A 20667-nucleotide genomic window follows, 5' to 3' on the forward strand; every position below is an offset into this window, starting at 1 on the left:
TTACGGAAGCTCGATTTGTTTATTTTCCTTTGATTCCTTATACAATACGATCGTATTTCCGATCGTCTGCACCAATTGTGAGCGGCTGCCTTTCACAAGGGCTTCTGCGACATCGTTTTTATCGTCTTCGCAGTTTTGAAGCACGCTGACTTTAATCAGCTCTCTTGCTTCTAAAGCCTCGGCAATCTGTTTCACCATGTTTTCGTTGACTCCGCCTTTTCCCACTTGAAAAATAGGCGTTAAATGATGCGCTTTTGAACGCAAAAACCGTTTTTGTTTTCCTGTTAACATTGTGTTCCTCCTAGTTTTCCTTCAACAATTGCTCTCATTAAGCCGCTGTCAGGCTCTTGTTCCGTCCACAGCTTGAAAGACAGTGCAGCCTGTTCCACAAACATGCCGACACCGTCAAGGGTTGTTAAACCTCTTTTTTCAGCTTCTTTTAAGAACGCCGTTTGAATCGGGTTGTATACGATATCACAAACGATGGCGCCCGTTTTGGCCCGTTCCAATGAGAGCGGCACGGCATCCGTTTTCGGATACATGCCGACAGATGTTGTATGAATAATGACGTCATATTGTTCAAGCTGATTTTCAGCTTCTTTTAAAGTAAGGGCGCGTTTCTGCTGAAAAGAGGGAGCAGCCGCAATCAGACTTTCCGCTTTTTCCGGCGTGCGGTTGCAAACGTCAAATTGTTTCGGCTCTCTGCGGACGATCGTCGTAAAAATCGCTCTTGCCGCCCCTCCCGCCCCAATCATGAGGATGGAGAGCTCTGATATCGGTTTGTCCAATACTTTGACTAAGGATTTATAAAACCCATCTCCGTCAGTATTATACCCGATGAGCCTGTCTCCCTCTCTTTTGACGGTATTTACGGCCCCGAGTACTTTCGCGCTTTCATGTATTTCATCCAGATGCTCCATGATCGCGACTTTATGCGGGACTGTGACGTTCACTCCGCAGATGCCAAGCGCCTTGATTCCGTTAACGGCGTCCTTGAGATGATGAGGTTCCACCTGAAACGCAAAATACTGCCCGTTGATGTTCTTATCTTGCAAAGCCGCGTTATGAATATCGGGTGACATTGAATGCCCGATCGGATTTCCGATTACTCCGTACAATTGTTTCATGCTCCCTCTCCCCTTCTCTCTATATTAATGAACGGCGGACAAATACGTGTACGCCTTTCGGAGCGTATGCCGTTATTTTTTTATCTGCTTGCTGCACCGTGACCCAGCCGAGTCCGGAAAAAACGATATCCGTCTTTCCTTCTTTAATCGTAAACGTGTGGGCCGTAAGCTCCGGAAATTCATCCAAATGATCTTTTCCGGGCGGGGTAAGCAGTTCTCCCGCATGCTTTTCGTATAAGGCATCAGCATTTTCAAGCTTTGTTCTGTGAATCATCAATTCATTCGGCATATAGCATACAAACGCCGTTTTATCGCCTGATACATAGTCAAACCGGGCAAGCCCGCCGAAATAAAGCGTTTGTTTTTCATTCAGCTGAAAAGTGCGCGGCTTCAGTTCTTTTTTCGGTGTCAGCACCTTTAAGTCACGCTTGTCCACGTAATGCGCCATCTGGTGATGGTTAATGATTCCCGGCGTATCATAAAGCGCAGATCCGTCATCAAGCGGGATTTCAATCGCATCAAGCGTCGTGCCCGGAAATTGAGAGGTGGTAATAATATTCTCTTCCCCTGAGACCTCTTTAATAATCCGGTTGATAAATGTGGATTTGCCGACATTGGTACACCCCACCACATACACATCGCGCCCTTCGCGGTAATGTTCAATGGCGTCAATGACTTCCTTCATCCCTTGTCCGCGGGAAGCGCTGATTAAAAAGACATCAAGGGGTTTTAAGCCGTATTCTTTCGCTTCGCGTTTCATCCATTGGACGAGCCGTTCCCGCTTTACGGATTTCGGCAGGATATCGGCCTTATTACCGACAAGAATGATCGGATTACCGCCGACAAAGCGGTTCAGCCCGTTTATCCAGCTTCCGTTAAAATCAAAAATATCAACGACTTTGACAATTAGAGAGTCAGTATCGCCGATTGTGTGCAAGATATTTAAAAAGTCATCATCCGTTAATGAAACATCTTGAATTTCATTGTAATTTTTCAGTCTGAAGCAGCGCTGACAAATGACATTCTCCTTCGTGAGCGATGCCTTTGGCGCGTATCCGAGACCTTGTTTATCCTCGGTCTGGATCGTTACTCCGCAGCCGATGCAAACAACCTTTTCCATTCCTAATCCTCCCACTGAATATGGCCTTTACGTTTCAAAGAACTCAATATTCTCCGTTCAATCCGGCGGTTAAAGCGCGTCATGACTCCGTCAGAGGAAGCGACAGGCACGACGAGGATCGTATGATACCCGTTTCTGTTTCCGCCGAGAACATCAGTAAGCAGCTGATCGCCGATGACCACACAGTCTTCTTTTTTCAGCTCCATGCTGCTGACAGCTCTTTTAAAGGCGCGCCCCATCGGTTTTCTTGCCTTATAAATAAACGGTATGCCAAGCGGCTCCGAGAATAATTTCACTCTTCGTTCATTATTATTGGAGACGATCGTGACTTTAATGCCGTGCTCCTTCATTTCTTCAAACCACTCGATTAATCGAGGTGTCGCACTCGGTCTGTCCCACTCCACAAGCGTGTTGTCAAGGTCTGTAATAATCCCTTTCACATTGCGTTCCTTGAGCTTTTCCGGTGTGATATGAAATATATTTTTCACAAATTCGTCAGGTAAAAAAAACTTTTTTAACAAAACCCGCACCCTTCCTTTTCTTTCTATCATCTATATGTCGAAACCTGTCAGATTTAAAAACAAAGTCGGACTCAGTAAAAAAATTTCGACAAAAATTGGGTTTCTTCACCAGTTGTGGATAAAATTACACACATTATCCACTCTTATTACATCCGGATTTATCCAGATTATAAACAAGATACTAACAAGTTATCCACTTACGAGTGTGGATAACAGAACGATTGTTCTTATTTGTATTTCATGGTAGATTAAAGATAACCTCACCATGATTGAAACGCAACCTTCCATCATATGCTTGCGTCTGATGATTGATTACAATTGTAAGGAGGTGCCACTCCCATTAATTGGGTCCCCGGCATGAGAAAGCTTTCTGATGAATTACTAATAGAATCTTATTTCAAAGCCAATGAAATGAATTTGAGCCGTGAATTTATCGAGTTAATTGAAAACGAAATCAAAAGAAGATCGCTCGGACACATTATTTCCGTTTCTTCTTAAACAGAAAAAATTCCCGGGCGAATTTCCTTTTTTTACTCAGATGACTGATATTATATCACTTCGGTTATGCGCATTACTACCACTTTCAACAAAAAACACCCCTAAAATAGAGGTGTTTAAGAGGAACGGCTGCTATATATTGAACCAATACAGACCGCCCAGAACGAGAATGACGACGAGCAGCACAACAAAAAATGCGTACCAGTACCCCGCATTCACCCGAGGAGGCGGGCATACAGGATATTGCGGAGGGAAACCGCGGTTCATAGCAATCGCCTCCAAAAGATGTTTTTTCTACAGCCTATGAAGCAGAAGCAAAACGGTTTAGGCAGCTGACGGCGTCAGCGTTCCAAAACCCGCCCATTTTTTATGCCTTCAATTAAGATTCTTGCGCCTTTTGGCGTCATATGATTTCCGGAGGGATCTATCAGTCCGGATTGGATCAGCGCCCGGTCTGTATCTTTGCCGCCGTCCGCGCGTATAAAGTGTTTCCAGTTATCCACCAGCGGCACTTTCAACTCAGCTGCAACCTGCCTCGTAACGCCGTTATAGGAATTATGCCATGTTCTCGCGCCGCCTTTTTCTTTAAAGGCTGAGGCTTTATATCTCGAATAGTAATAGAGATGATGCGTTCCGTTTCCTTCTATAACCGGGATGCACGTCATTAAAATCGGCTTTATGCCGTGATTTCTGCTTTCGTTTATGAAATAAGTCAGGTTTTCTTTAAACCGTTTCTTTGATACTCGCGGCTGATCTCCCGTCAAAATGCCCGCATCATTTGTTCCGAACATGATAAATAAATATTGGGGCTTACGCTCCAGCACGTCGCTTTGAAAGCGCAGGCGCGCATCCTCAGTCGTCTGGCCGCCTATTCCCGCATTTATAACCGTAAGACGGCCGCGTTCCGCTGTTTTTAAAATGTTTACCCACTGCTGCGCCTTCGGATAATCACGATAATCCCAGTTGGAACCGCGCGTATTGCTGTCGCCGAACGCGACAACACTTTTCTCTTTGCCCGCAGCGCATCCTGATAACAGACAGGTTATCGTAATAAAAAGAACAGCAAACTTCATTTTCTCCCCCCCCAAACCTTACCTCCTATGGTACACATCTCTTTGGCGGCTTTCAACGCGGCGCTCTCTTTACTGGATATGAAAAGGACCGGAATCCTGTCCGATCAAATCCGAGACCTTAACAAACGTGTAGCCCTGCTTTTTCAGCTGGGGAATGATTTCTTTCAAAGCCTCAACCGTCTGGCGCCGGTTTCCTCCGCCGTCATGCAGAAGAACGATATCTCCATCTCTGGCATGTGAAACAACGTGCCTGACGATTTTTCCTTTTCCGGGCCTTTTCCAGTCTCTCGGATCTTGGTTCCATGACCACATGATGATATGATAGCCCTCTTTTAAGAGGCTTTTGAAAGCCGTATGATTCAGCGACCCTCCCGGCGGGCGGAATAACTTGTCCCCTTCCGGCTGCAGCGATCTGATATGATGCGCGGAGCTGTGAAGCTCTTGTAAAATGTCTTTGCGTTTTAAACGGTGAAAATAAACATGGTTCATCGTATGGTTGCCGATTTCATGCCCTTCTTCAACGATGCGTTTTGCCGTTACGGGGTATTTGTCTATACGGCTCCCGATACAAAAAAAGGTTGCTTTAACATTGTGCTGTTTCAGCACGTCTAACACAGCCTCCGTATAGACAGGATGGGGGCCGTCATCGAAGGTTAAAGATAGCTTCTTTTTTTCAGACCTTATATCCCAGTACACGTTTCCCGTCTTCTCCATGTCACTTCTTTTTAAAGATTTCGCATCGGCGGACACGGCAGTGAGACCCGTGAGGACGCATATCATGATGATCAGACGAAAGCATCTCAACGTTTACACCTCCAGTAAACACTACTGTTAACGTGTCCCCTTTTGTATAAAATCATTCTCTGCATCAAATGATGCACATCACCCGCTTCCCGCATGTTTTTGTCCAAACCCGGCTGCCAGCCGTTTCTCATCAAACGGCAAATGCTGATAAACAAGTACGCTTATCGGACAGCTTATTTTAATAGAAGGAGATAGATTTGTGCTGTATACTAATTGAAAAGAGGTGAACGTACAGATGATAAAAAAGGGATTCAGTCTTGCCGTCATCATTGCTGTCGTGATGATCGGCTTTATGCAAAAAGACGTCTGGCTCAGCATGATTCGCGCGGGCGGCATGTACGCCGTGCTTATGAGTATCCTTCTGGTCGCAGCTGACGTATTTTTTCCGATCGTTCCATTCGCCATTATCGCGGCCTTAAACGGAGCGGTTTTCGGGATTGTAAACGGAGTGTGGATTACATTGTCAGGCGCAATGCTCGGAACAATGGCATTGTTTTTTCTCGTCCGGTACGGATTCAGAGACTGGGCCAGAAAAAAACTGGTGGCTTACCCGGCCGCGGCTCAATATGAAGGTTCATTTCATCAGCACGCGTTTACGGCGGTGCTTTTCGGGCGGCTCATTCCGATTATACCGTCGCTTGCCATGAATACCGTCTGCGGGCTGAGTAATATACGATGGCCGATCTTTTTTTCTGCGTCGGTGCTCGGCAAAATTCCGAACATTGTGATCGTGACCGTCGCAGGCGCTTCATTTACAAGCAACAAACTGCTGTCTTTCGGGATTTACGGAATGTATATGCTCGTCTTAATGGCGGTCATTTATAAGAAGTTTCCCGGTCTTTTAAAAACAACGAAAAAATGAAGCGCGTACCGCCTCCTATTCCGGCGGTACGGCTCCTCTCATTCTGAGAACTTTTCCGTTTAATTCTAAATTGATGCAGCTTCGTTCCGCGTTCTCTTTGCTGCTCAGTAAAGGTGCACATAACCGATTTTTTGGCTGCGGTAAAAGTTGATGGAAGCTTCAAGCTGTCCGATCGGCTGCCCGTTATGAAGAAGCAGCTTAAAATTGTCGGGTGAGCATTAGATTTGGGATGACAGCCACCTGAGATACTCATCCTCACGAAATGAAACGGCCGTCTCTTTATGTTTCTTTAAATTGATCCGCTTGAAACACATCGGGAGTCCTCCTTTTTGAGGCCGCAAATAAGAACGAGCATAAAACGGCTGCCAACGCCAGCATAACAGCAGCCCCTGCGATGACGATGACGCGGACGGAAGAACCGACAGCCGCCGCTCCGAAAACCGCCGTTACCAATATAATGAAGACGGCTTCGACTAATGAATAAAAGCTCCCCACTCTCCCCATGATGTCCACCGGAACATTCTTTTGATAAAACGTCAGAAAGCCTGTATTGGCAAACGCCAGAAAAAAAGCGAGAAGGAAAAATCCGAAAGCAGCCGTCCAAAAAACGTCAGAAAACGCATAAATCATATATCCGGCCGCTGTGAATAAAGAGCCCATTCCCATCAATAAAGAAGCCGGCATTTTTTTATTAAAGATTACATTGACAAGCGCCCCCGCAATAATGCCTGCCCCTGAGACACTGACAAGAAAACCGTAATCGGCATCAGTCAGCTGAAGAACTTCTTTTGAAAAAGCGGCTTCAAGCGAATCAAGCGCGGATGGCATAACGGTCATGACCAGACTGAATAAAAAATAAATGATCATGACATTTCGCGCCGTTCGGCTGAAGCGATAGACGAGCTTCCAATCTTCTTTGTACACTGCCAAAGAAAGCTTCCGTGCGGGAGAATGTACGTGGGGCTCATTTTCAAGGTTCGGCAGCATCATCGTGATGAAACCGGACAGCACTAAAGCCGCCGCATTCACCCAAATCGCAAAAATCGGCGTGCCGGCGATAAAAAGCAGCCCGGCCGCAGCCGGCCCGAGGAGAAAAGCCCCTGATTCCGACAAAGCCCTTAGTGAATTGAATCGTTTTCTCCTTTCAGCCGGAATAAGCATCGTCACATACGCCATGGAACACGGACGAAACATCGCATTGGCCATTTGAATCAAAAACACGATACAATAAATGAAAAATAAAGACCTTACAGTAAACATCAGCGGCAGAACGGCAATGAATGCAGCCCGGATGAAATCAAGCGACATCATCATATTCCGTTTGTTACACCTGTCGATGATGCTGCCCGCCCACCCATTTGTCATCAAAACAGCCGCAGGCCTGATTAAATAAAGGATGGAAACCGCAAAAGCAGACCCCGTTTCTTTTAAAACAATAAGATTAAGAGACAAAAAATAAATCCATTCACCAATATTTGCTATCCCGATTCCGGTTAACAGAAGCATCGGGTACCGCCAAGACTTCAGGTTTTTCATCTTATCCCTCCCTTAGAAATAAAAAACGCCCTCAAGACAATAAAGTCTTGAGGACGGGAAACAGCCCGCTATGCCACCTCAATTCGGTTTGGTGCCGGCCTCTTGCCGGGTACAAAGCTTACTCGGTAACAGGAGTATCCGCCGCATCATCCTCGTTTTTCATGATTCCGATGCGAAGCTAAGAGGTTTGTTTCAACACATCCATTCATACTCCTTCACAGCTCCCGGAGCTCTCTGTCATGAATGATATCTGTCTACTCGTCTCTTCAGCGCTTTTCGTTATATTCTTTTCACCCTTACTTTTTTTAACAATATACAGGCTCAATCAGCAAAAATCAAGAGGCTGTAAGAAATAAAACCTGCCTTTGATTAATTTCCCTGTACAGACACAAACAGCCTGACTGCCACATACAGTTACATATAGGCTTTTGCCTACATAACTTTGTGGAGGTGAGGATGGTGACAGGTGTTTTTGCAGCGCTCGGGTTTATTGTGAAAGAACTCGTGTTTTTAGTATCATACGTGAAAAATAATGCCTTTCCACAACCGCTCTCAAATAGTGAGGAGAAAAAATACTTAGACCTTATGGCTGAAGGCGATGAACACGCCCGCAACATGCTGATCGAACACAATCTCCGTTTAGTCGCCCATATTGTAAAAAAATTCGAAAACACGGGAGAAGACGCAGAAGATCTGATCTCCATCGGTACAATCGGGCTGATCAAAGGAATTGAAAGCTACTCAGCCGGAAAAGGCACGAAGCTTGCCACATATGCCGCACGATGTATTGAAAATGAGATTTTAATGCATCTGCGCGCATTGAAAAAAACGAAAAAAGACGTCTCCCTTCATGACCCGATCGGCCAGGATAAAGAAGGGAATGAAATAAGCCTGATTGATGTTCTCAAGTCGGAAAGCGAAGATGTGATCGACACCATTCAGCTCAACATGGAACTTGAAAAGGTCAAAAAATATATCGATATTTTAGACGACCGCGAAAAAGAAGTCATCGTCGGCCGCTTCGGGCTTGATTTAAAAAAAGAAAAAACGCAGCGCGAGATCGCAAAGGAGCTCGGCATTTCAAGGAGTTACGTGTCGCGGATTGAAAAACGCGCATTGATGAAGATGTTTCATGAGTTTTACCGGGCGGAAAAGGAGAAGCGGAAGAAGAAAGGAAAGTGAGCGAAAAGCCGGATCTGACATCCCGGCTTTTTCTGCATTTTAGGACATTCCTCTTCAAGTATAACTTCAGGATTTAAAAGTAAAACATAACAAATGAATAGAATTGGTACAATCGTTAACCTTTTCAATAATTTTTTTATTGATATTTAACCCCTTCAACACAGCCCTCCCTTTTTAACAATCCATTTCATTTGGGCTCACCCCCATCATTGAATGTATTTTCTATGAAAAATGATTTTGAACCTCATAGGAACCCTTACATGACAGGGTTTTTGTTGTTTTTCATTGTTTATCAAGATCTAAAGCAAAAGAACTTGCTATTTCTCAAATACATCCACCAAATTTTCAATGTTAGTTTGCTTTTCATACATACTACTAATAAAAGTAAAACCTTATTAGAACTTTACAAGACAAGCTGAATTGACTATAGTCTAATTAGACTAAAATATTGATGTAAAGAAGTGAAAAATCAGATGATAAAGTCTTTTTTAATGTTGGGGCAGTCGAATATGGCGGGCCGTGGATTTTTGAATGAAGTAGACCCTATCTATAATGAAAAAATTAAAATGCTGCGCAATGGACAGTGGCAGATGATGACAGAGCCGATTAATTACGACCGTCCGGTTTCCGGCGTTAGCTTGGCGGCATCTTTTGCAGATGCTTGGTCGAAAGCTCATCCCGATGAAGAAATTGGCTTGATCCCTTGTGCGGAAGGCGGCAGTTCATTGAATGACTGGCATCCGGAAGGCATCCTTTTTCAGCATGCTTTGTCCGAAGCCCGCTTCGCCCTCCAATCCAGTCAAATTTGCGGAATCCTTTGGCACCAAGGTGAGAGTGACAGTTATCGTTTGCTGCATGAAACTTATTACGAGAAATTAACTCTTATCATTGAGACGCTAAGAAACGAGTTGAAACTTGATGATGTACCGTTGATTATTGGAGGGCTTGGTGACTTTCTTGGGAAGACCGGTTTTGGACAGCACGCGACTGAATTTCGACAGGTTAATGAACAATTGCTGCGTTTTGCTAATGAACAACAGAATTGTTATTTTGTTACTGCTGCAGGTTTGACTGCGAATCCTGATGGCATTCATTTAGACGCAGCTTCACAACGCAAATTCGGTTACCGCTATTTCGAGGCTTTTTCGAAAAAGCACCATATCCTGAAACCCATTTCGGGAGAGGAGCAATCACTGAAAGTGAATGGTGACTATTCTAAAACAGAACAGATTTACCTTCATAGTATGGATTTGGCTTCGGGTAAAATCACGTACGCGGAATTTGAGGCGCGGATGGCGAAGGTGATGAAACCATGATTCCCTTACTTATCCTTGGCTTGCTCATCCAAAACCCCGGAGCTCACGGCTATGACCTTCTGGCCTTAATGGAAAGACGTCATTACAAATACATTGTTAACTTTACGAAAGGTTCATTTTATTACAATCTGCAGCAACTTGAAGAAAAGTGTTTGATTGAACAGATTCAGCAGAAACCCTCAACCAGCGGGCGTGAAATCCGTAACTTTAAAGTCACAGATTCGGGAAGGGCAGAATTTGAAAAATTAATGATCAAATACGGCACCAAATCGGAATATGTGAACCTGCAATTTTATGGGGCGTTACTCTTTGCCGATGAAATCGACAAAAATAAATTACTGGATCTGATCCAATCACAAATCGATCAGACTAAAACTCGAATCGAGCTCCTTGATGAATACCTGTCCATCACTCAAGAAATTCCCGGCACAATCAATTACTTTCGCCGTATGAATGAAAATTCCCGTTCACATCACTTGGTTAATTTAGAGTGGTTCGAAAAATTGAAAGCAGAAATAGAGTGAACTATTGCATAATAAAAAAATGCAATGTGGAATATATAAGAATATTTTAGCTAAATATAAAACCTGTGTCGCAGATATCTAGTAACATTATTGATACAGGTTTTATACCCCTTCTTTAATTAAACCAGCTAATAGGGTTGTCAACACTTGCCCCCCAACAAGAGCAAGTGAATCTGCTGCGCGTTCTTCTTTTTCAATCCGTATGAATAACCACTTTTCACCACCTATTCAGTATCAAGTAAGTCAACTGATTTTCTCCTTCTTCCGCTAAACTGCTGCTTTAGTCGAATAAAAAAAGTGATCTCCCTTAAGGAAGAATCACTTCCTCTAATTGAACAAGCAGTGAAGATGAACATCGTTCTCGACATCAACTAAAATTTTTTAACTGCCTCCGCGTATGCAGCTTTCAATTGATTGATAGTAAACCCCTCCCGCAAGAAAACTCCGTCTTTTTCTATTTTCTTTTCAATATAAAACAATGATAACTTTCTTTCATCTTATGAAACCCAACCAGTTATTAGATGTTTTCTTTATCTGTACAAATACAGGTGAGTAACTTAATTTATTACATATAAGTTATCCTGCAAAACTGTGCACGAAATGTCGGGCAGATACATTTCGCTCCTGTTATTCTTTTGTTAAAGGAGGTCAAATAAATGGATTCGCTTAAAAGGATGAACAGCGCATTAACGTATATTGAAGAAAACCTCACGAACGCTATTGATTTCAAAGAAGCAGCAAGGCTTGCTTTCTGCTCTGAATATCATTTTAAAAGGATGTTTTCCTTCCTTACAGGTATTTCATTATCGGAATATATTCGCCGCAGACGTCTTACTCTTGCAGCTTTTGAACTTAAAGACAGAAGCGTAAAGGTGATTGATCTTGCAATAAAATACGGTTATCACTCACCAGATTCTTTTGCACGAGCATTTCAAAATCTGCATGGCATAAACCCATCAGAAGCTAAACATAATGGCCATTCACTTAAAGCTTATCCGCGAATGACCTTCCAGTTATCAATCAAAGGAGGAAATGAAATGAACTATCGCATTGAAGAAAAAGAGGCATTTCGCATCGTCGGCATTAAAAAAAGAGTCCCTATTTTGTTCAAAGGCGTGAATCCTGACATTGCATCGATGTGGGAAAGTTTAGATGAAGCAGCAATCAAACAACTAAAAGAGCTTTCTAATGCAGCGCCTGCAGGGCTCATCAGTGCATCCACGAACTTTTCTGAAGGCCGGACAGAGGAAAACGGAGAGCTTGATCACTATATTGGCGCAGCCACAACGAAACATTGCCCAAATCACCTATCACAGCTTGAAGTCCCTGCCTCAACATGGGCTGTATTCGAAGCAGCCGGATCATTTCCGGATGCACTGCAGGAAGTATGGGGGCGGATTTATTCCGAATGGTTTCCATCGTCACATTATGAACAAATTGAAGGCCCAGAAATCCTGTGGAACGAGCATAAGGATGTAACATCGCCATCTTTTAAAAGTGAAATTTGGATACCCATTTCAAAAAAGGAATATATCTGACAATGAAATTAGAGGAATTAAAGGTTTTAAGGAAGGGGTCTTATCCCTTCCTCTTTATGTCACTAACCCCATCTGCGGCAATATTGATGCCACTAATCTTCGAATTGAGTTTTTTAATGAGCAGAGCCGATCTTACTGAAAATATAAATTGAGGTGTATTGCGTTTTGATGATCTGCTTCTCACTTCTTATTTTCCGCCTTAACGTCCGATCATTTCTGCAATTCTTCCCCAAAGTCTGACGTTGATGATTGACCGCCAAGTCTCCCGTTTTGATTCCTGCCTTCACGGTTTCCCGAAGTGAGTTTTCTATTAATTCCGCTGCTTCTTTCCGGAAATAAATCACTTCACAACAGACAAACTGAAGGCGGTATAAAAAAACAGCTCCGTTAAAATGGCCGGAACTGTCTTTCAATTTGCAGTTATCTCCATCCGTTAGTTTAATTAGAATTCAGATAATCCAAGACACGATCAACTCTTTCATTGACTGAGTAATCTCCTTCAATTTTTAACAATGGACAAGATAAATCCGCCATCCAATGTTCGTGTAAAGCTTTGCTTCTAACTTCCATTCCGGAATGATCATATAAAGAAGCCCACTCTAAAAATGTTTTTGATTGTTCATATTTACTGCCGCCGGCTAACACTTCGTTTCCATAACGCTGAAATTCCCTATGCCTTAATCTCTCAAGCCGTATGTCCTGCGGAATCCATAAGAAGATGACTAGGTCAAAATAACTTTTTAGATCATCGCCCCAGCGGCACACTGCGCCAGAAAGAATCCATTTCTCATTTATTGTCAAGTCTTTTTCAAGCAACTTTCTTCTTTCAGGGATTTCTCTTTTTTTAGTGAATTTATCTGTCCAATAGTAATCATCAGTATCAAGATGCGTATGCGGCAAATGCTTTGATAATGCAACACCCAATGTTGACGTTCCGACACCAGAGGCTCCCAATATGTGAATCTTATTTTTCATACTTCCCCTCCTTATGAAGCAACCAAACTCCCTGTTGCATAAGATACTTACTATTATTTTGACATAAATCCCCAAAAACCTTTACTTTGCCAGGGGAATCCAGATGCGGTTAAAACCATACCGCTTACGAACTTCATAGTCATTTTCAAACAGTGATTAACTTTCTCTCCGGCCTATTTTAATATCCTCATACACTTTTTCAAAAGTCTCGATTGGCAGTGAAAACTTGGTTGTTTTCTCGTTGCGGTAATTGATTACGATCTCAATTTGATTATTTTTTTGTTCAGACCCAATAAGTGCATTCTCCCATTTATCTCTGATTGAAATGATACAATTTTCCATTTTTCTTTTCCTTTTTCTTATAAATGTAATTCACTTTAACTCCCCTTTCATTGATCGGCAAAAGGTTCCGTAATAAGGAAGCTCCTTAAAAAAAGGATCAAAACTTTTATCAAGTTTGATCCTTTTCCCTTTTTAGTCATTTCTTCGCGAACGTTTATAGACATTCATGGTTACCAGCCAGCTCATAACAACGATTCCTGTAAAAAGAATGAGCATATTACTGTACAAATAAGCGGAATGATCATCGTTAACAGGCAGCAGCCTTTGATTCAGCAAGCTGATCGATAATAAACCGCCTGCAATCGAAATACCCGTTCCCTCTGATAAAAAGCTCGTAAAATTAAGCAGACTCATTCCGGCGCCGGCTTCCTTTTGTTTCAAACTGCCAGACACAATTGTAGATATAACCGTTTTTGTGAAGGAGAGCCCCCCAAAAACAAAAACGATTATGACGGTCATAAGCCAAGGTGCCGCATCTATGAAAAAGGCAGCGATTAAAAAGCTGGAAGACATCAATACAATCCCAATGGTCAGCACATACAAAGAACCTTTCCGATCAACAAGCAATCCTCCAATGTAACCGAAGATGATGACGCTCATCGTCCCGGGGAACATAATCCCGCTTCCAATTGCCGCAGTACTTAAATGGTGAACATCTTTCATCATATAAGGAACCATAGACACAAATCCTGCAGCAGTGCCGAATATCAGGCCTCCGCTAAGGACGCCCGTCATAAACAAAACATTTTTCCCCAGTGCAGGGTCAACAAAGGGATCTTGAGTTTTCCTAATATGTTTCACAAATATCAGGAAAGCCAGAATACTGATGATCAGAAAAGACATTCTATATGACGTTGTAAACAGCAGAAAAAATACGGTGCCTGCAGACATTAATATAATCCCCGTCATATCAAAGCGCCCGCTGATTCTTTCTTCCTTTTCCAGCAGTTTCATCAGGAATGGAACGGTGATAACTGTTGCTGTCGGAATAAGCAGCAAATATGACCAGTGAATATAATGAGCGATCATTCCGCCAATAGCTGGTCCGACACCTTCCCCCATTGCCACCAGCGACCCGATCAGACCAAATGCTTTACCCCTGTTTTCTTTCGGAATATAGCGTACTACTGCAACCATCACAAGAGCCGGGAATGCGGCTGCACCAGCCCCTTGAATAAATCGGGCCAGAATGAGTACAGGAAAGAAAGAGTGTCCGACAAATCCAATGATCGACCCGAAGCCATTTACCATAATTCCAAATAGGAGCAGTTTTTTGATGCCCAGCTGATCTGATAACTTCCCATACAGAGCAGTTCCGATGGAAAAGGTTAACATAAAGGCCGTGTTCACCCAGTTTGCACTCGCTGGCAGTTTATGAAAATCGTTGGCGATATCAGGTAGCGAGACGTTCAAAACCATTTCATTTAATACGCTGAAAAATGACAGAACACAAAGCCAAATGAACACTTGGTTGTGCCGTAAAGCTGACTGTGAATAAGGCGTATTCACAAATTTCCCTCCATTAATGAGGGCAGACGCAGTTTATAGGGCCATTGATACGCTTCCCTCTTTTAATTGTACCCTGTTCATTTTTTTGCACTTCATACATAACTCCCCCTGCATTGATTGATATACCTTATTATAAATCCTCAAGCCGATGTTTTGAATACTTTGCGGCACACACCCGCTAAATGACGAAACATCAAATACTGTTATATTTAAAATTTACAGTACCAAAAAACCGCAATTTCATTTGCTGTTGAAAAATTGGAATAAAGCATTGTATCGATCGCTCCTATGACAAAGTTATTTTTGGCATAAAAATGACAAGCTGAAACATTAATATCTTGTGTTTCAAGCATAAGACCGCATAAATGATTCTCCTTTGCCCACTCAATCGCTTTATGTAATAAAGCCGTCCCGACACCATTTTTTCTATAATCTTTTGCAACGGCAATGTCTTCAATCAGTGCGTATCCATTCCAATTAGAACGAAGCTTACTCCGGCCGACACAGTCGTTCTCTGCGTAATAAAAAAAGACAACTTTATCCGCTTCTTCAATATAACTGACATCAATGTCTTCATCGTCATATTTTTTGACATAAGGTTCAGCAAATTTCTCCTCTGTATATGTCCAAACATTGTTTTCAAATGAAGGGATGATTCTCCCTGAAACAACGAAAGGTTCGTTTGGTTTATAGAAGTCTTTCATATTGAATTGAGTCATTTTAGTTATCATCATAATCGCCTTTCTGCAGTTATTGAACTCACTTTACACCTTTTGAACTGTTGATTCGTCTGCATGTCACGAAGACTAAAACAAAAAAGATACCAACATCGATTGGTATCATCTATTCGTTCGAGCCCTTACAACAACATCCTATTTCGGAGCTTCCAAACCAAATGTTGTCCATTCCTCTTTTGCCGGACCATAAATACCCGGAACAGGTAAACCTGCTTGTCTCATAAGGACAGTCATTTGTCCTCGATGATGGTTTTGATGTTGAATTAAAAACATCAAAAGTGAACCATTCGGCAATTGCTGACCAATAAAGTTGACACATTCTTGAAGTGTATCGTCAGTCCATTGCGTTTTTAACGCCTGCACAAATGCATTACTGGCTTGATGATAACTCTCAGCAATAAACCGCGCCGATGCAGGAACAGGATAATCTTCAGCCGGAGCGTGGAACGTTAAATCTGTGTTCGAGGTAATGATATGAATGGCCGCGACAGTATGCCATGCAATACGGCCTAAAGTCCAATGTTGTGAAGTGATTTCTTGTTTAAGTGATTCATCAGTCAGATGATTCAGCAGTTTTTGTGTCGCATCGGCTTCGAATTCCCAAGATTTCAAAAAATGGTCTAAGGTTTGAAACATAAAAATCCTCCTTATCCTTTTTTGTATTTCTATGTATCTGCAGTTCAATTATAGTGCTCCGTTTAGTTAAAAAAGAACAAAACGATAGACAGACAATACAATAACAGACAAAATATAAGAACAAACAGATCACTCTATACTTCCTTTTCTTCAATCGGCAAAAAAGGATAGCTGTTCAAACAGGATTCTTCAGTGTCTAATATTTTCGCTTTACAAAAGTCCATACCGTCTTAGTGATTGAACCGGAGATAAAACAGCTCCCCGTCATCATAGCCACCCAAATGAAAAATGTCGGTTCGGCACCTATTACAATAAACATAAATATCAAGGACAAAATGAATACAATAACAACCATCATCCATACTTTTTTGAAGATGAAATATCCTAAAATCCCTAACAGAAAAGAAGCTGTTGGAAGAAAAATGAGAATGATATACGCGGGACTCAACAGCGGGCTAATACAAACACCTCCCAATTTCAAAACGAGGAAGTTCCTACTTTTTGTCTGATATCAAATGATATGAAGTGATTTATTTCATCTTGATATTACGCCGTTTCATTCATTTTATACATATTATACCAATACAATTGGGTCAAATATAGATATTTATTCATTTTTAACATATTTTCGGAAAATCAGGAGTGATTTAAAGTCGGAGGATAGCCCGCTTTTTCTTTTCCTAGTAAGCCCTGCCGCATTGGCTTTAGCCGATCTGCTTTCTCATTGTTTTTGCAGCGCTAATATTCTCATAATCGTGTGCATGACGCTGCTTTCGTCATTTGATTTGATGACAAAGTGCGCCGCATCTTTTATTTCATCAACGGCGTTCTTAACCGCAAAGCTGTAGGATGCCGCTTCCATCAATTCTTTGTCATTGCGGCCGTCTCCGAATGCCATTGTTTCATCAGCCGAAACCCCTAATAATCGCTGCAGTTCTTGTACTGTTGATCCTTTATGTATTCCGATATTTGATATGTCCATCCAGGTATCTTCTGATGCTACGATATATAATTGGTGAAAAAATTCATGCAGCTTTTCTCTCGTTTCCGGACAGTTGGCGTCGGGGTCATGAACCGTAATCTTGATAAAATCGTCTTTTATCTTAGTAAAATCAGTTATTTTCGTTACATGTGCATAAGAGGCATTTACATATTTCATTTCACTTTCAGACAGATTTTCTTTTACGATCGCGCCTTTTTTTGTGCACGCGATAATGGTGTGCCCGCAGCTGATTTTTTCTAAAGCGCCTATAATTGACAGTCCGGCTTTATTGCTGATCAAAGATTCATATACGAATTTGCCGTTCTTTTTCATACGTGCGGCACTGTCTCCTAAAATCCAAAAATCTTTCGCGTCTTCTCCGAATAAGGCTTCCACCCTTTCACACTGTTTCCCGGTGCAGATGGCGAAAGCGACATGCTGTTCCTCCATTACTCGTTTTGTCTTTTCAAATAACGTTCTGTCAAAATCGCCTTGATTATTTAAAAATGTGCCGTCTAAATCCGTAATCACTAATTTAATCATCGTTCAGCACCTCCGCAGTTAAAATGTCTTTTTTCAGACAAAGGGTTTTTCACATTTGAGAATGGAATCAATCGCGTTTAAGACCCCTTCCTCATTGTTTGATTGCGCGATATGCGCCGCGGCCTGTTTAATGCTTTCCTGCGCATTATCCATAGCGACTCCGTATTTCACGGCAGACACCATCTCCAAATCATTGCCGCTGTCTCCGAAGGCCGCGCATTCTTCATCATTTATCCCCCATTGTTTCTGGAGAAGCCTAATCCCGCTTGCTTTATGAAGCCCCGGTATGATCAGATCTATGTCACCGTGCCCGCTTGATACAGGCGTGACGAAAGACCCGATGGCGTCTTTTAAATGCCTCAGAAGTGCGGAACAATGTTCGGCGGGAAAACTGATGGAAAATTTTAAAATGTCATCATCGATGTTTTCAAAATGCGGCACCCTTTTTAACACATAATAATACTTACTGGCATGCAGATATTCATCTTCACTGGCATTTTCATGAATATACGCGCTTTTTTTTCCGCAGACAATGACGTTTTTCACCTCATACTGCTCTAAAGCACGGATCACTTCTTTTATAGTGTCTTCAGACATGTTACCCGCGAATAATTCTTCTCCGGCATTCACGACGAAAGCGCCATTCTCGGCAACGAAAGCGATTTCACTTTTGATTTCCGGAAAGAAGGATGTAAGCTGCGCATATTGGTTTCCGCTTGCTACGGCAAATTTAATTCCCCGCGCTTTTAATTCACGATACTGATTCATAAAACGCTCTTTGTTATATGCCATTTCATCATTCAAAAACGTTCCGTCCATATCAACCGCTATCAGTTTGATACTCATATTGTCCTCCTTTTTTCGGCCGCTTTTGTCAGAGACCCTTGAAGAGATCATGCATAAGCGTATGAACGAATTATATCCGCAGTTGTTTTGCACCGTAAATCATTGGCTGACGTCTTGTTTTGAATGACACAAAAAGTGATTTGTCACATAAAAATAACACTATGTTTCTTTTAAAAATGATATGTTACGATGAGATGTACATTCACCATTCTCATAAAAAGGAGAATCCCCCTGCATGTTCACACACGAAATGATTGCTTCATTTAACGAGCTTGAAACTTCTTTATACAACTACATCTCCCAAAACAGCGAGAAAGTCGTCTATATGCGAATCCGTGAATTGGCAAATGAAACCCATGTATCTACGGCTTCTATTTTACGTTTCTGCAAAAAAATAAACTGTGAAGGGTTTTCGGAGTTTAAGGTGAAGCTGAAAATGTATGCGGAGGCAAATAAAAAAACGATTTTAAAGAGTCCCCATCATTCCGTTGCCGAGTTTTTTGAAAGAACAGTAAGCGGAGGGATGGAAGAAAAGCTGAAGGAAGCAGCAGCCCTTGCAGCCGATGCAGAAAGCGTCATTTTTATCGGAGTGGGTAGTTCAGGAATTCTCGCCGAATACGGAGCCAGATATTTTTCGTGCTTAGAGAAACTTTCAATGTATATTAAAGATCCTTACTTTCCGGCCCATTCCCATTTCCGCCATAACAGCATCACGATCGCATTATCGGTTTCAGGTGAAGGAGATTCTACGGTGACTCATCTGAATCAGCTGAAACAAGAAGGAAGCCGGGTCATCAGTATTACAAATCATAAACATTCAACCATTGCCAAAATGTCCGATGTGAATATTTCATATTACGTGACGGAAGAATGGGTTGAAAATGCGAATATCACCACCCAAATCCCCGCTATGTACATACTTGAATCAATGGCTCGGGAGATATACAAATTGAGAGATTAAATTCAGGAACGGACCACGGAAATTTCGGCCTTTTTGTAAAAGTAACGAGAAACCCTTCTCTGCTGCCAGAGAAGGGTTTTGAAGATCACAGATGAGACACAATACACTTTGCATGGCCCGCCAGTTTATATTCTCCCAAACCGGAAGGCAGGAGAATGTGATCTCCTTTTCTAAAGGGATGTTCATGCCCGCCTGCAATTATTATTCCGTCTCCTTCGATCACGCTGACAAGAAGGAAGGGATGATTCTGGAATAAATTTGCTTCACCTTTTACATCCCACTTTTCGACTGAAAAATAAGGGCATTCTATTAAAACAGCTGCCAGCAGATCATCTGTTTGTTTATATTGAACGGTCGGCCGTTCACGGACAGATGGAACGTCTGTCACTTCTATACTTTTTTCCAAATGGAGCTCGCGCAGCCTGCCGTCCGCATCTTTTCTTCCGTAATCATACAATCTGTAAGTCGTATCTGAATTTTGCTGCGTCTCTAAAATAAGTGTGCCCTTTCCAATCGCGTGAACGGTGCCGCTTGGGACAAAGAAGAAATCTCCCGGCTTTACCTTAACTCTGTTCAGAAGTCCGTCCCATTCTCCGCGCTCAATCATGGATATCAGTTCTTCTTTTGTTGTTGCGTTGTGGCCGAAAATGATCTCCGCATCTTTTTCACAATCAATGATATACCAGCATTCGGTTTTTCCAAGTTCCCCGTTTTCATGCATTTTGGCAAAGTCATCATCCGGATGCACCTGAACGGACAGATCTTGGTCCGCATCCAAAATTTTTGTAAGAAGAGGAAAACGGTCTCCTTCAAGGTTTCCGAATAAATCTCTGTGATGCTCCCACAATTCACCGAGCGTACATCCTTTATACATGCCGTTTCGAACTGTGCTCTGTCCATTTTGATGAGCGGCAAAGGCCCAGCACTCCCCTGTCCGCTCGGACGGAATATTATAGTGGAAATCACGCAGGGCGGCGCCTCCCCAAATTCTTTCTTTGAAAACCGGATTGAAAAATATCGGTTCAGTAGACATGA

The 20667-nt window shown here is 42.4% G+C and carries 24 protein-coding genes and 1 pseudogene; 7 read left to right on the forward strand and 18 right to left on the reverse strand.

Annotated elements, in window-relative coordinates:
• Genes yhbY through L3V45_RS12560 form a run of 4 tightly spaced genes read right to left on the reverse strand, consistent with a single transcriptional unit; the run spans position 1 to position 2768 of the window.
• Positions 1 to 291, reverse strand: coding sequence for a ribosome assembly RNA-binding protein YhbY (yhbY, locus tag L3V45_RS12545; protein WP_003152858.1), 291 nt, complete (start codon positions 289 to 291; stop codon positions 1 to 3).
• Complete coding sequence (aroE, locus tag L3V45_RS12550; RefSeq protein ID WP_003152856.1) at positions 285 to 1127, reverse strand: shikimate dehydrogenase; 843 nt, start codon at positions 1125 to 1127, stop codon at positions 285 to 287. The genes yhbY and aroE overlap by 7 nt, the downstream gene beginning before the upstream one ends.
• A gap of 19 nt (positions 1128 to 1146) precedes the next feature.
• Complete coding sequence (yqeH, locus tag L3V45_RS12555; protein WP_014305454.1) at positions 1147 to 2247, reverse strand: ribosome biogenesis GTPase YqeH; 1101 nt, start codon at positions 2245 to 2247, stop codon at positions 1147 to 1149.
• Between the two features lie 2 nt (positions 2248 to 2249).
• Entirely contained in the window at positions 2250 to 2768 is a 519-nt protein-coding gene (locus tag L3V45_RS12560) for a YqeG family HAD IIIA-type phosphatase (RefSeq protein WP_003152852.1), read from the reverse strand.
• A 357-nt stretch (positions 2769 to 3125) separates the two neighbouring features.
• Here L3V45_RS12560 and L3V45_RS12565 point away from each other — a divergent pair, with 357 nt between their 5' ends.
• A complete protein-coding gene (locus L3V45_RS12565; RefSeq protein WP_003152850.1) occupies positions 3126 to 3266 on the forward strand; it encodes a sporulation histidine kinase inhibitor Sda in 141 nt (46 codons plus the stop codon).
• A gap of 132 nt (positions 3267 to 3398) precedes the next feature.
• On the opposite strand, the gene L3V45_RS19520 is transcribed toward L3V45_RS12565, so the two are convergent.
• The 3 genes from L3V45_RS19520 to L3V45_RS12575 form a co-directional block, all read right to left on the reverse strand.
• Positions 3399 to 3533: a hypothetical protein gene (locus L3V45_RS19520; protein WP_003152848.1), complete on the reverse strand. Its 135-nt coding sequence runs from the start codon at positions 3531 to 3533 to the stop codon at positions 3399 to 3401.
• A 74-nt stretch (positions 3534 to 3607) separates the two neighbouring features.
• Complete coding sequence (locus L3V45_RS12570; RefSeq protein ID WP_003152845.1) at positions 3608 to 4339, reverse strand: SGNH/GDSL hydrolase family protein; 732 nt, start codon at positions 4337 to 4339, stop codon at positions 3608 to 3610.
• A gap of 69 nt (positions 4340 to 4408) precedes the next feature.
• Positions 4409 to 5143: a polysaccharide deacetylase family protein gene (locus L3V45_RS12575; RefSeq protein ID WP_236837020.1), complete on the reverse strand. Its 735-nt coding sequence runs from the start codon at positions 5141 to 5143 to the stop codon at positions 4409 to 4411.
• A 235-nt stretch (positions 5144 to 5378) separates the two neighbouring features.
• Between L3V45_RS12575 and L3V45_RS12580 the strand changes: the two genes are divergently transcribed.
• Complete coding sequence (locus L3V45_RS12580; protein ID WP_003152841.1) at positions 5379 to 6005, forward strand: TVP38/TMEM64 family protein; 627 nt, start codon at positions 5379 to 5381, stop codon at positions 6003 to 6005.
• A gap of 279 nt (positions 6006 to 6284) precedes the next feature.
• On the opposite strand, the gene L3V45_RS12585 is transcribed toward L3V45_RS12580, so the two are convergent.
• Positions 6285 to 7541 (reverse strand): MFS transporter, encoded by a 1257-nt coding sequence (locus L3V45_RS12585; protein ID WP_207579561.1) that lies wholly within the window; start codon positions 7539 to 7541, stop codon positions 6285 to 6287.
• 456 nt (positions 7542 to 7997) lie between these two features.
• Here L3V45_RS12585 and sigK point away from each other — a divergent pair, with 456 nt between their 5' ends.
• The 4 genes from sigK to L3V45_RS12605 all read left to right on the forward strand — a co-directional run bounded on the left by sigK (position 7998) and on the right by L3V45_RS12605 (position 12101).
• A complete protein-coding gene (gene sigK / locus L3V45_RS12590; RefSeq protein ID WP_020956104.1) occupies positions 7998 to 8723 on the forward strand; it encodes an RNA polymerase sporulation sigma factor SigK in 726 nt (241 codons plus the stop codon).
• Positions 8724 to 9196: 473 nt separating this feature from the next.
• Entirely contained in the window at positions 9197 to 10039 is an 843-nt protein-coding gene (locus L3V45_RS12595; RefSeq protein ID WP_095315588.1) for a sialate O-acetylesterase, read from the forward strand.
• Positions 10036 to 10563: a PadR family transcriptional regulator gene (locus L3V45_RS12600; RefSeq protein WP_234949403.1), complete on the forward strand. Its 528-nt coding sequence runs from the start codon at positions 10036 to 10038 to the stop codon at positions 10561 to 10563. The genes L3V45_RS12595 and L3V45_RS12600 overlap by 4 nt, the downstream gene beginning before the upstream one ends.
• A 656-nt stretch (positions 10564 to 11219) precedes the next feature.
• Entirely contained in the window at positions 11220 to 12101 is an 882-nt protein-coding gene (locus L3V45_RS12605) for an AraC family transcriptional regulator (RefSeq protein ID WP_234949404.1), read from the forward strand.
• Between the two features lie 438 nt (positions 12102 to 12539).
• Here L3V45_RS12605 and L3V45_RS12610 read toward each other — a convergent pair whose 3' ends face one another.
• The 9 genes and pseudogenes from L3V45_RS12610 to L3V45_RS12640 all read right to left on the reverse strand — a co-directional run bounded on the left by L3V45_RS12610 (position 12540) and on the right by L3V45_RS12640 (position 18671).
• Positions 12540 to 13076 (reverse strand): ATP-binding protein, encoded by a 537-nt coding sequence (locus tag L3V45_RS12610; protein ID WP_003152819.1) that lies wholly within the window; start codon positions 13074 to 13076, stop codon positions 12540 to 12542.
• A 156-nt stretch (positions 13077 to 13232) separates the two neighbouring features.
• Positions 13233 to 13452 (reverse strand): annotated as a pseudogene (locus tag L3V45_RS19595) (hypothetical protein).
• Between the two features lie 98 nt (positions 13453 to 13550).
• Complete coding sequence (gene tet, locus L3V45_RS12615) at positions 13551 to 14927, reverse strand: Tet(L)/Tet(K)/Tet(45) family tetracycline efflux MFS transporter (protein WP_003152815.1); 1377 nt, start codon at positions 14925 to 14927, stop codon at positions 13551 to 13553.
• A gap of 33 nt (positions 14928 to 14960) precedes the next feature.
• Positions 14961 to 15023: a tetracycline resistance efflux system leader peptide gene (locus L3V45_RS19670; protein ID WP_134816631.1), complete on the reverse strand. Its 63-nt coding sequence runs from the start codon at positions 15021 to 15023 to the stop codon at positions 14961 to 14963.
• A 113-nt stretch (positions 15024 to 15136) separates the two neighbouring features.
• Positions 15137 to 15658, reverse strand: coding sequence for a streptothricin N-acetyltransferase SatA (gene satA, locus L3V45_RS12620; RefSeq protein ID WP_003152814.1), 522 nt, complete (start codon positions 15656 to 15658; stop codon positions 15137 to 15139).
• Positions 15659 to 15799: 141 nt separating this feature from the next.
• Positions 15800 to 16300, reverse strand: a complete 501-nt coding sequence (locus tag L3V45_RS12625; RefSeq protein ID WP_003152812.1) for a DinB family protein — start codon at positions 16298 to 16300, stop codon at positions 15800 to 15802.
• Positions 16301 to 16496: 196 nt separating this feature from the next.
• The gene (locus L3V45_RS12630; protein ID WP_082181312.1) at positions 16497 to 16781 is read right to left on the reverse strand and encodes a DUF2651 family protein; all 285 of its coding nucleotides are present in this window, start codon (positions 16779 to 16781) and stop codon (positions 16497 to 16499) included.
• A gap of 240 nt (positions 16782 to 17021) precedes the next feature.
• Positions 17022 to 17825 carry an HAD-IIB family hydrolase gene (locus L3V45_RS12635; protein ID WP_003152810.1) on the reverse strand — a complete coding sequence of 268 codons (804 nt, stop codon included), beginning with the start codon at positions 17823 to 17825 and terminating at the stop codon, positions 17022 to 17024.
• A 33-nt stretch (positions 17826 to 17858) separates the two neighbouring features.
• A complete protein-coding gene (locus tag L3V45_RS12640; protein ID WP_003152808.1) occupies positions 17859 to 18671 on the reverse strand; it encodes a Cof-type HAD-IIB family hydrolase in 813 nt (270 codons plus the stop codon).
• 235 nt (positions 18672 to 18906) lie between these two features.
• Between L3V45_RS12640 and L3V45_RS12645 the strand changes: the two genes are divergently transcribed.
• Complete coding sequence (locus tag L3V45_RS12645) at positions 18907 to 19632, forward strand: MurR/RpiR family transcriptional regulator (protein ID WP_236837021.1); 726 nt, start codon at positions 18907 to 18909, stop codon at positions 19630 to 19632.
• An 85-nt stretch (positions 19633 to 19717) separates the two neighbouring features.
• Here the strand turns inward: L3V45_RS12645 and manA are convergent, their stop codons facing one another.
• Positions 19718 to 20665 (reverse strand): mannose-6-phosphate isomerase, class I, encoded by a 948-nt coding sequence (gene manA, locus L3V45_RS12650; protein WP_003152805.1) that lies wholly within the window; start codon positions 20663 to 20665, stop codon positions 19718 to 19720.
• Positions 20666 to 20667: the final 2 nt, after the last annotated feature.

The organism is Bacillus sp. R45 (genome assembly GCF_021729365.1).
In the GTDB taxonomy this organism is placed as follows: domain Bacteria; phylum Bacillota; class Bacilli; order Bacillales; family Bacillaceae; genus Bacillus; species Bacillus velezensis.

Bases quoted from the DNA above. Each gene is read 5' to 3' on its own strand.
- L3V45_RS12625 (WP_003152812.1), bottom strand. From the start codon at position 16,300: ATGTTTCAAACCTTAGACCATTTTTTGAAATCTTGGGAATTCGAAGCC.
- L3V45_RS12570 (WP_003152845.1), bottom strand. From the start codon at position 4,339: ATGAAGTTTGCTGTTCTTTTTATTACGATAACCTGTCTGTTATCAGGA.
- L3V45_RS12565 (WP_003152850.1), top strand. From the start codon at position 3,126: ATGAGAAAGCTTTCTGATGAATTACTAATAGAATCTTATTTCAAAGCC.
- L3V45_RS12580 (WP_003152841.1), top strand. From the start codon at position 5,379: ATGATAAAAAAGGGATTCAGTCTTGCCGTCATCATTGCTGTCGTGATG.
- satA (WP_003152814.1), bottom strand. From the start codon at position 15,658: ATGATAACTAAAATGACTCAATTCAATATGAAAGACTTCTATAAACCA.
- L3V45_RS12610 (WP_003152819.1), bottom strand. From the start codon at position 13,076: ATGAAAAATAAGATTCACATATTGGGAGCCTCTGGTGTCGGAACGTCA.
- L3V45_RS19520 (WP_003152848.1), bottom strand. From the start codon at position 3,533: ATGAACCGCGGTTTCCCTCCGCAATATCCTGTATGCCCGCCTCCTCGG.
- yqeH (WP_014305454.1), bottom strand. From the start codon at position 2,247: ATGGAAAAGGTTGTTTGCATCGGCTGCGGAGTAACGATCCAGACCGAG.
- aroE (WP_003152856.1), bottom strand. From the start codon at position 1,127: ATGAAACAATTGTACGGAGTAATCGGAAATCCGATCGGGCATTCAATG.
- L3V45_RS12595 (WP_095315588.1), top strand. From the start codon at position 9,197: ATGATAAAGTCTTTTTTAATGTTGGGGCAGTCGAATATGGCGGGCCGT.
- L3V45_RS12645 (WP_236837021.1), top strand. From the start codon at position 18,907: ATGTTCACACACGAAATGATTGCTTCATTTAACGAGCTTGAAACTTCT.
- L3V45_RS12635 (WP_003152810.1), bottom strand. From the start codon at position 17,825: ATGATTAAATTAGTGATTACGGATTTAGACGGCACATTTTTAAATAAT.
- sigK (WP_020956104.1), top strand. From the start codon at position 7,998: ATGGTGACAGGTGTTTTTGCAGCGCTCGGGTTTATTGTGAAAGAACTC.
- manA (WP_003152805.1), bottom strand. From the start codon at position 20,665: ATGTCTACTGAACCGATATTTTTCAATCCGGTTTTCAAAGAAAGAATT.
- L3V45_RS12585 (WP_207579561.1), bottom strand. From the start codon at position 7,541: ATGAAAAACCTGAAGTCTTGGCGGTACCCGATGCTTCTGTTAACCGGA.
- L3V45_RS12605 (WP_234949404.1), top strand. From the start codon at position 11,220: ATGGATTCGCTTAAAAGGATGAACAGCGCATTAACGTATATTGAAGAA.
- L3V45_RS12600 (WP_234949403.1), top strand. From the start codon at position 10,036: ATGATTCCCTTACTTATCCTTGGCTTGCTCATCCAAAACCCCGGAGCT.
- L3V45_RS12640 (WP_003152808.1), bottom strand. From the start codon at position 18,671: ATGAGTATCAAACTGATAGCGGTTGATATGGACGGAACGTTTTTGAAT.
- yhbY (WP_003152858.1), bottom strand. From the start codon at position 291: ATGTTAACAGGAAAACAAAAACGGTTTTTGCGTTCAAAAGCGCATCAT.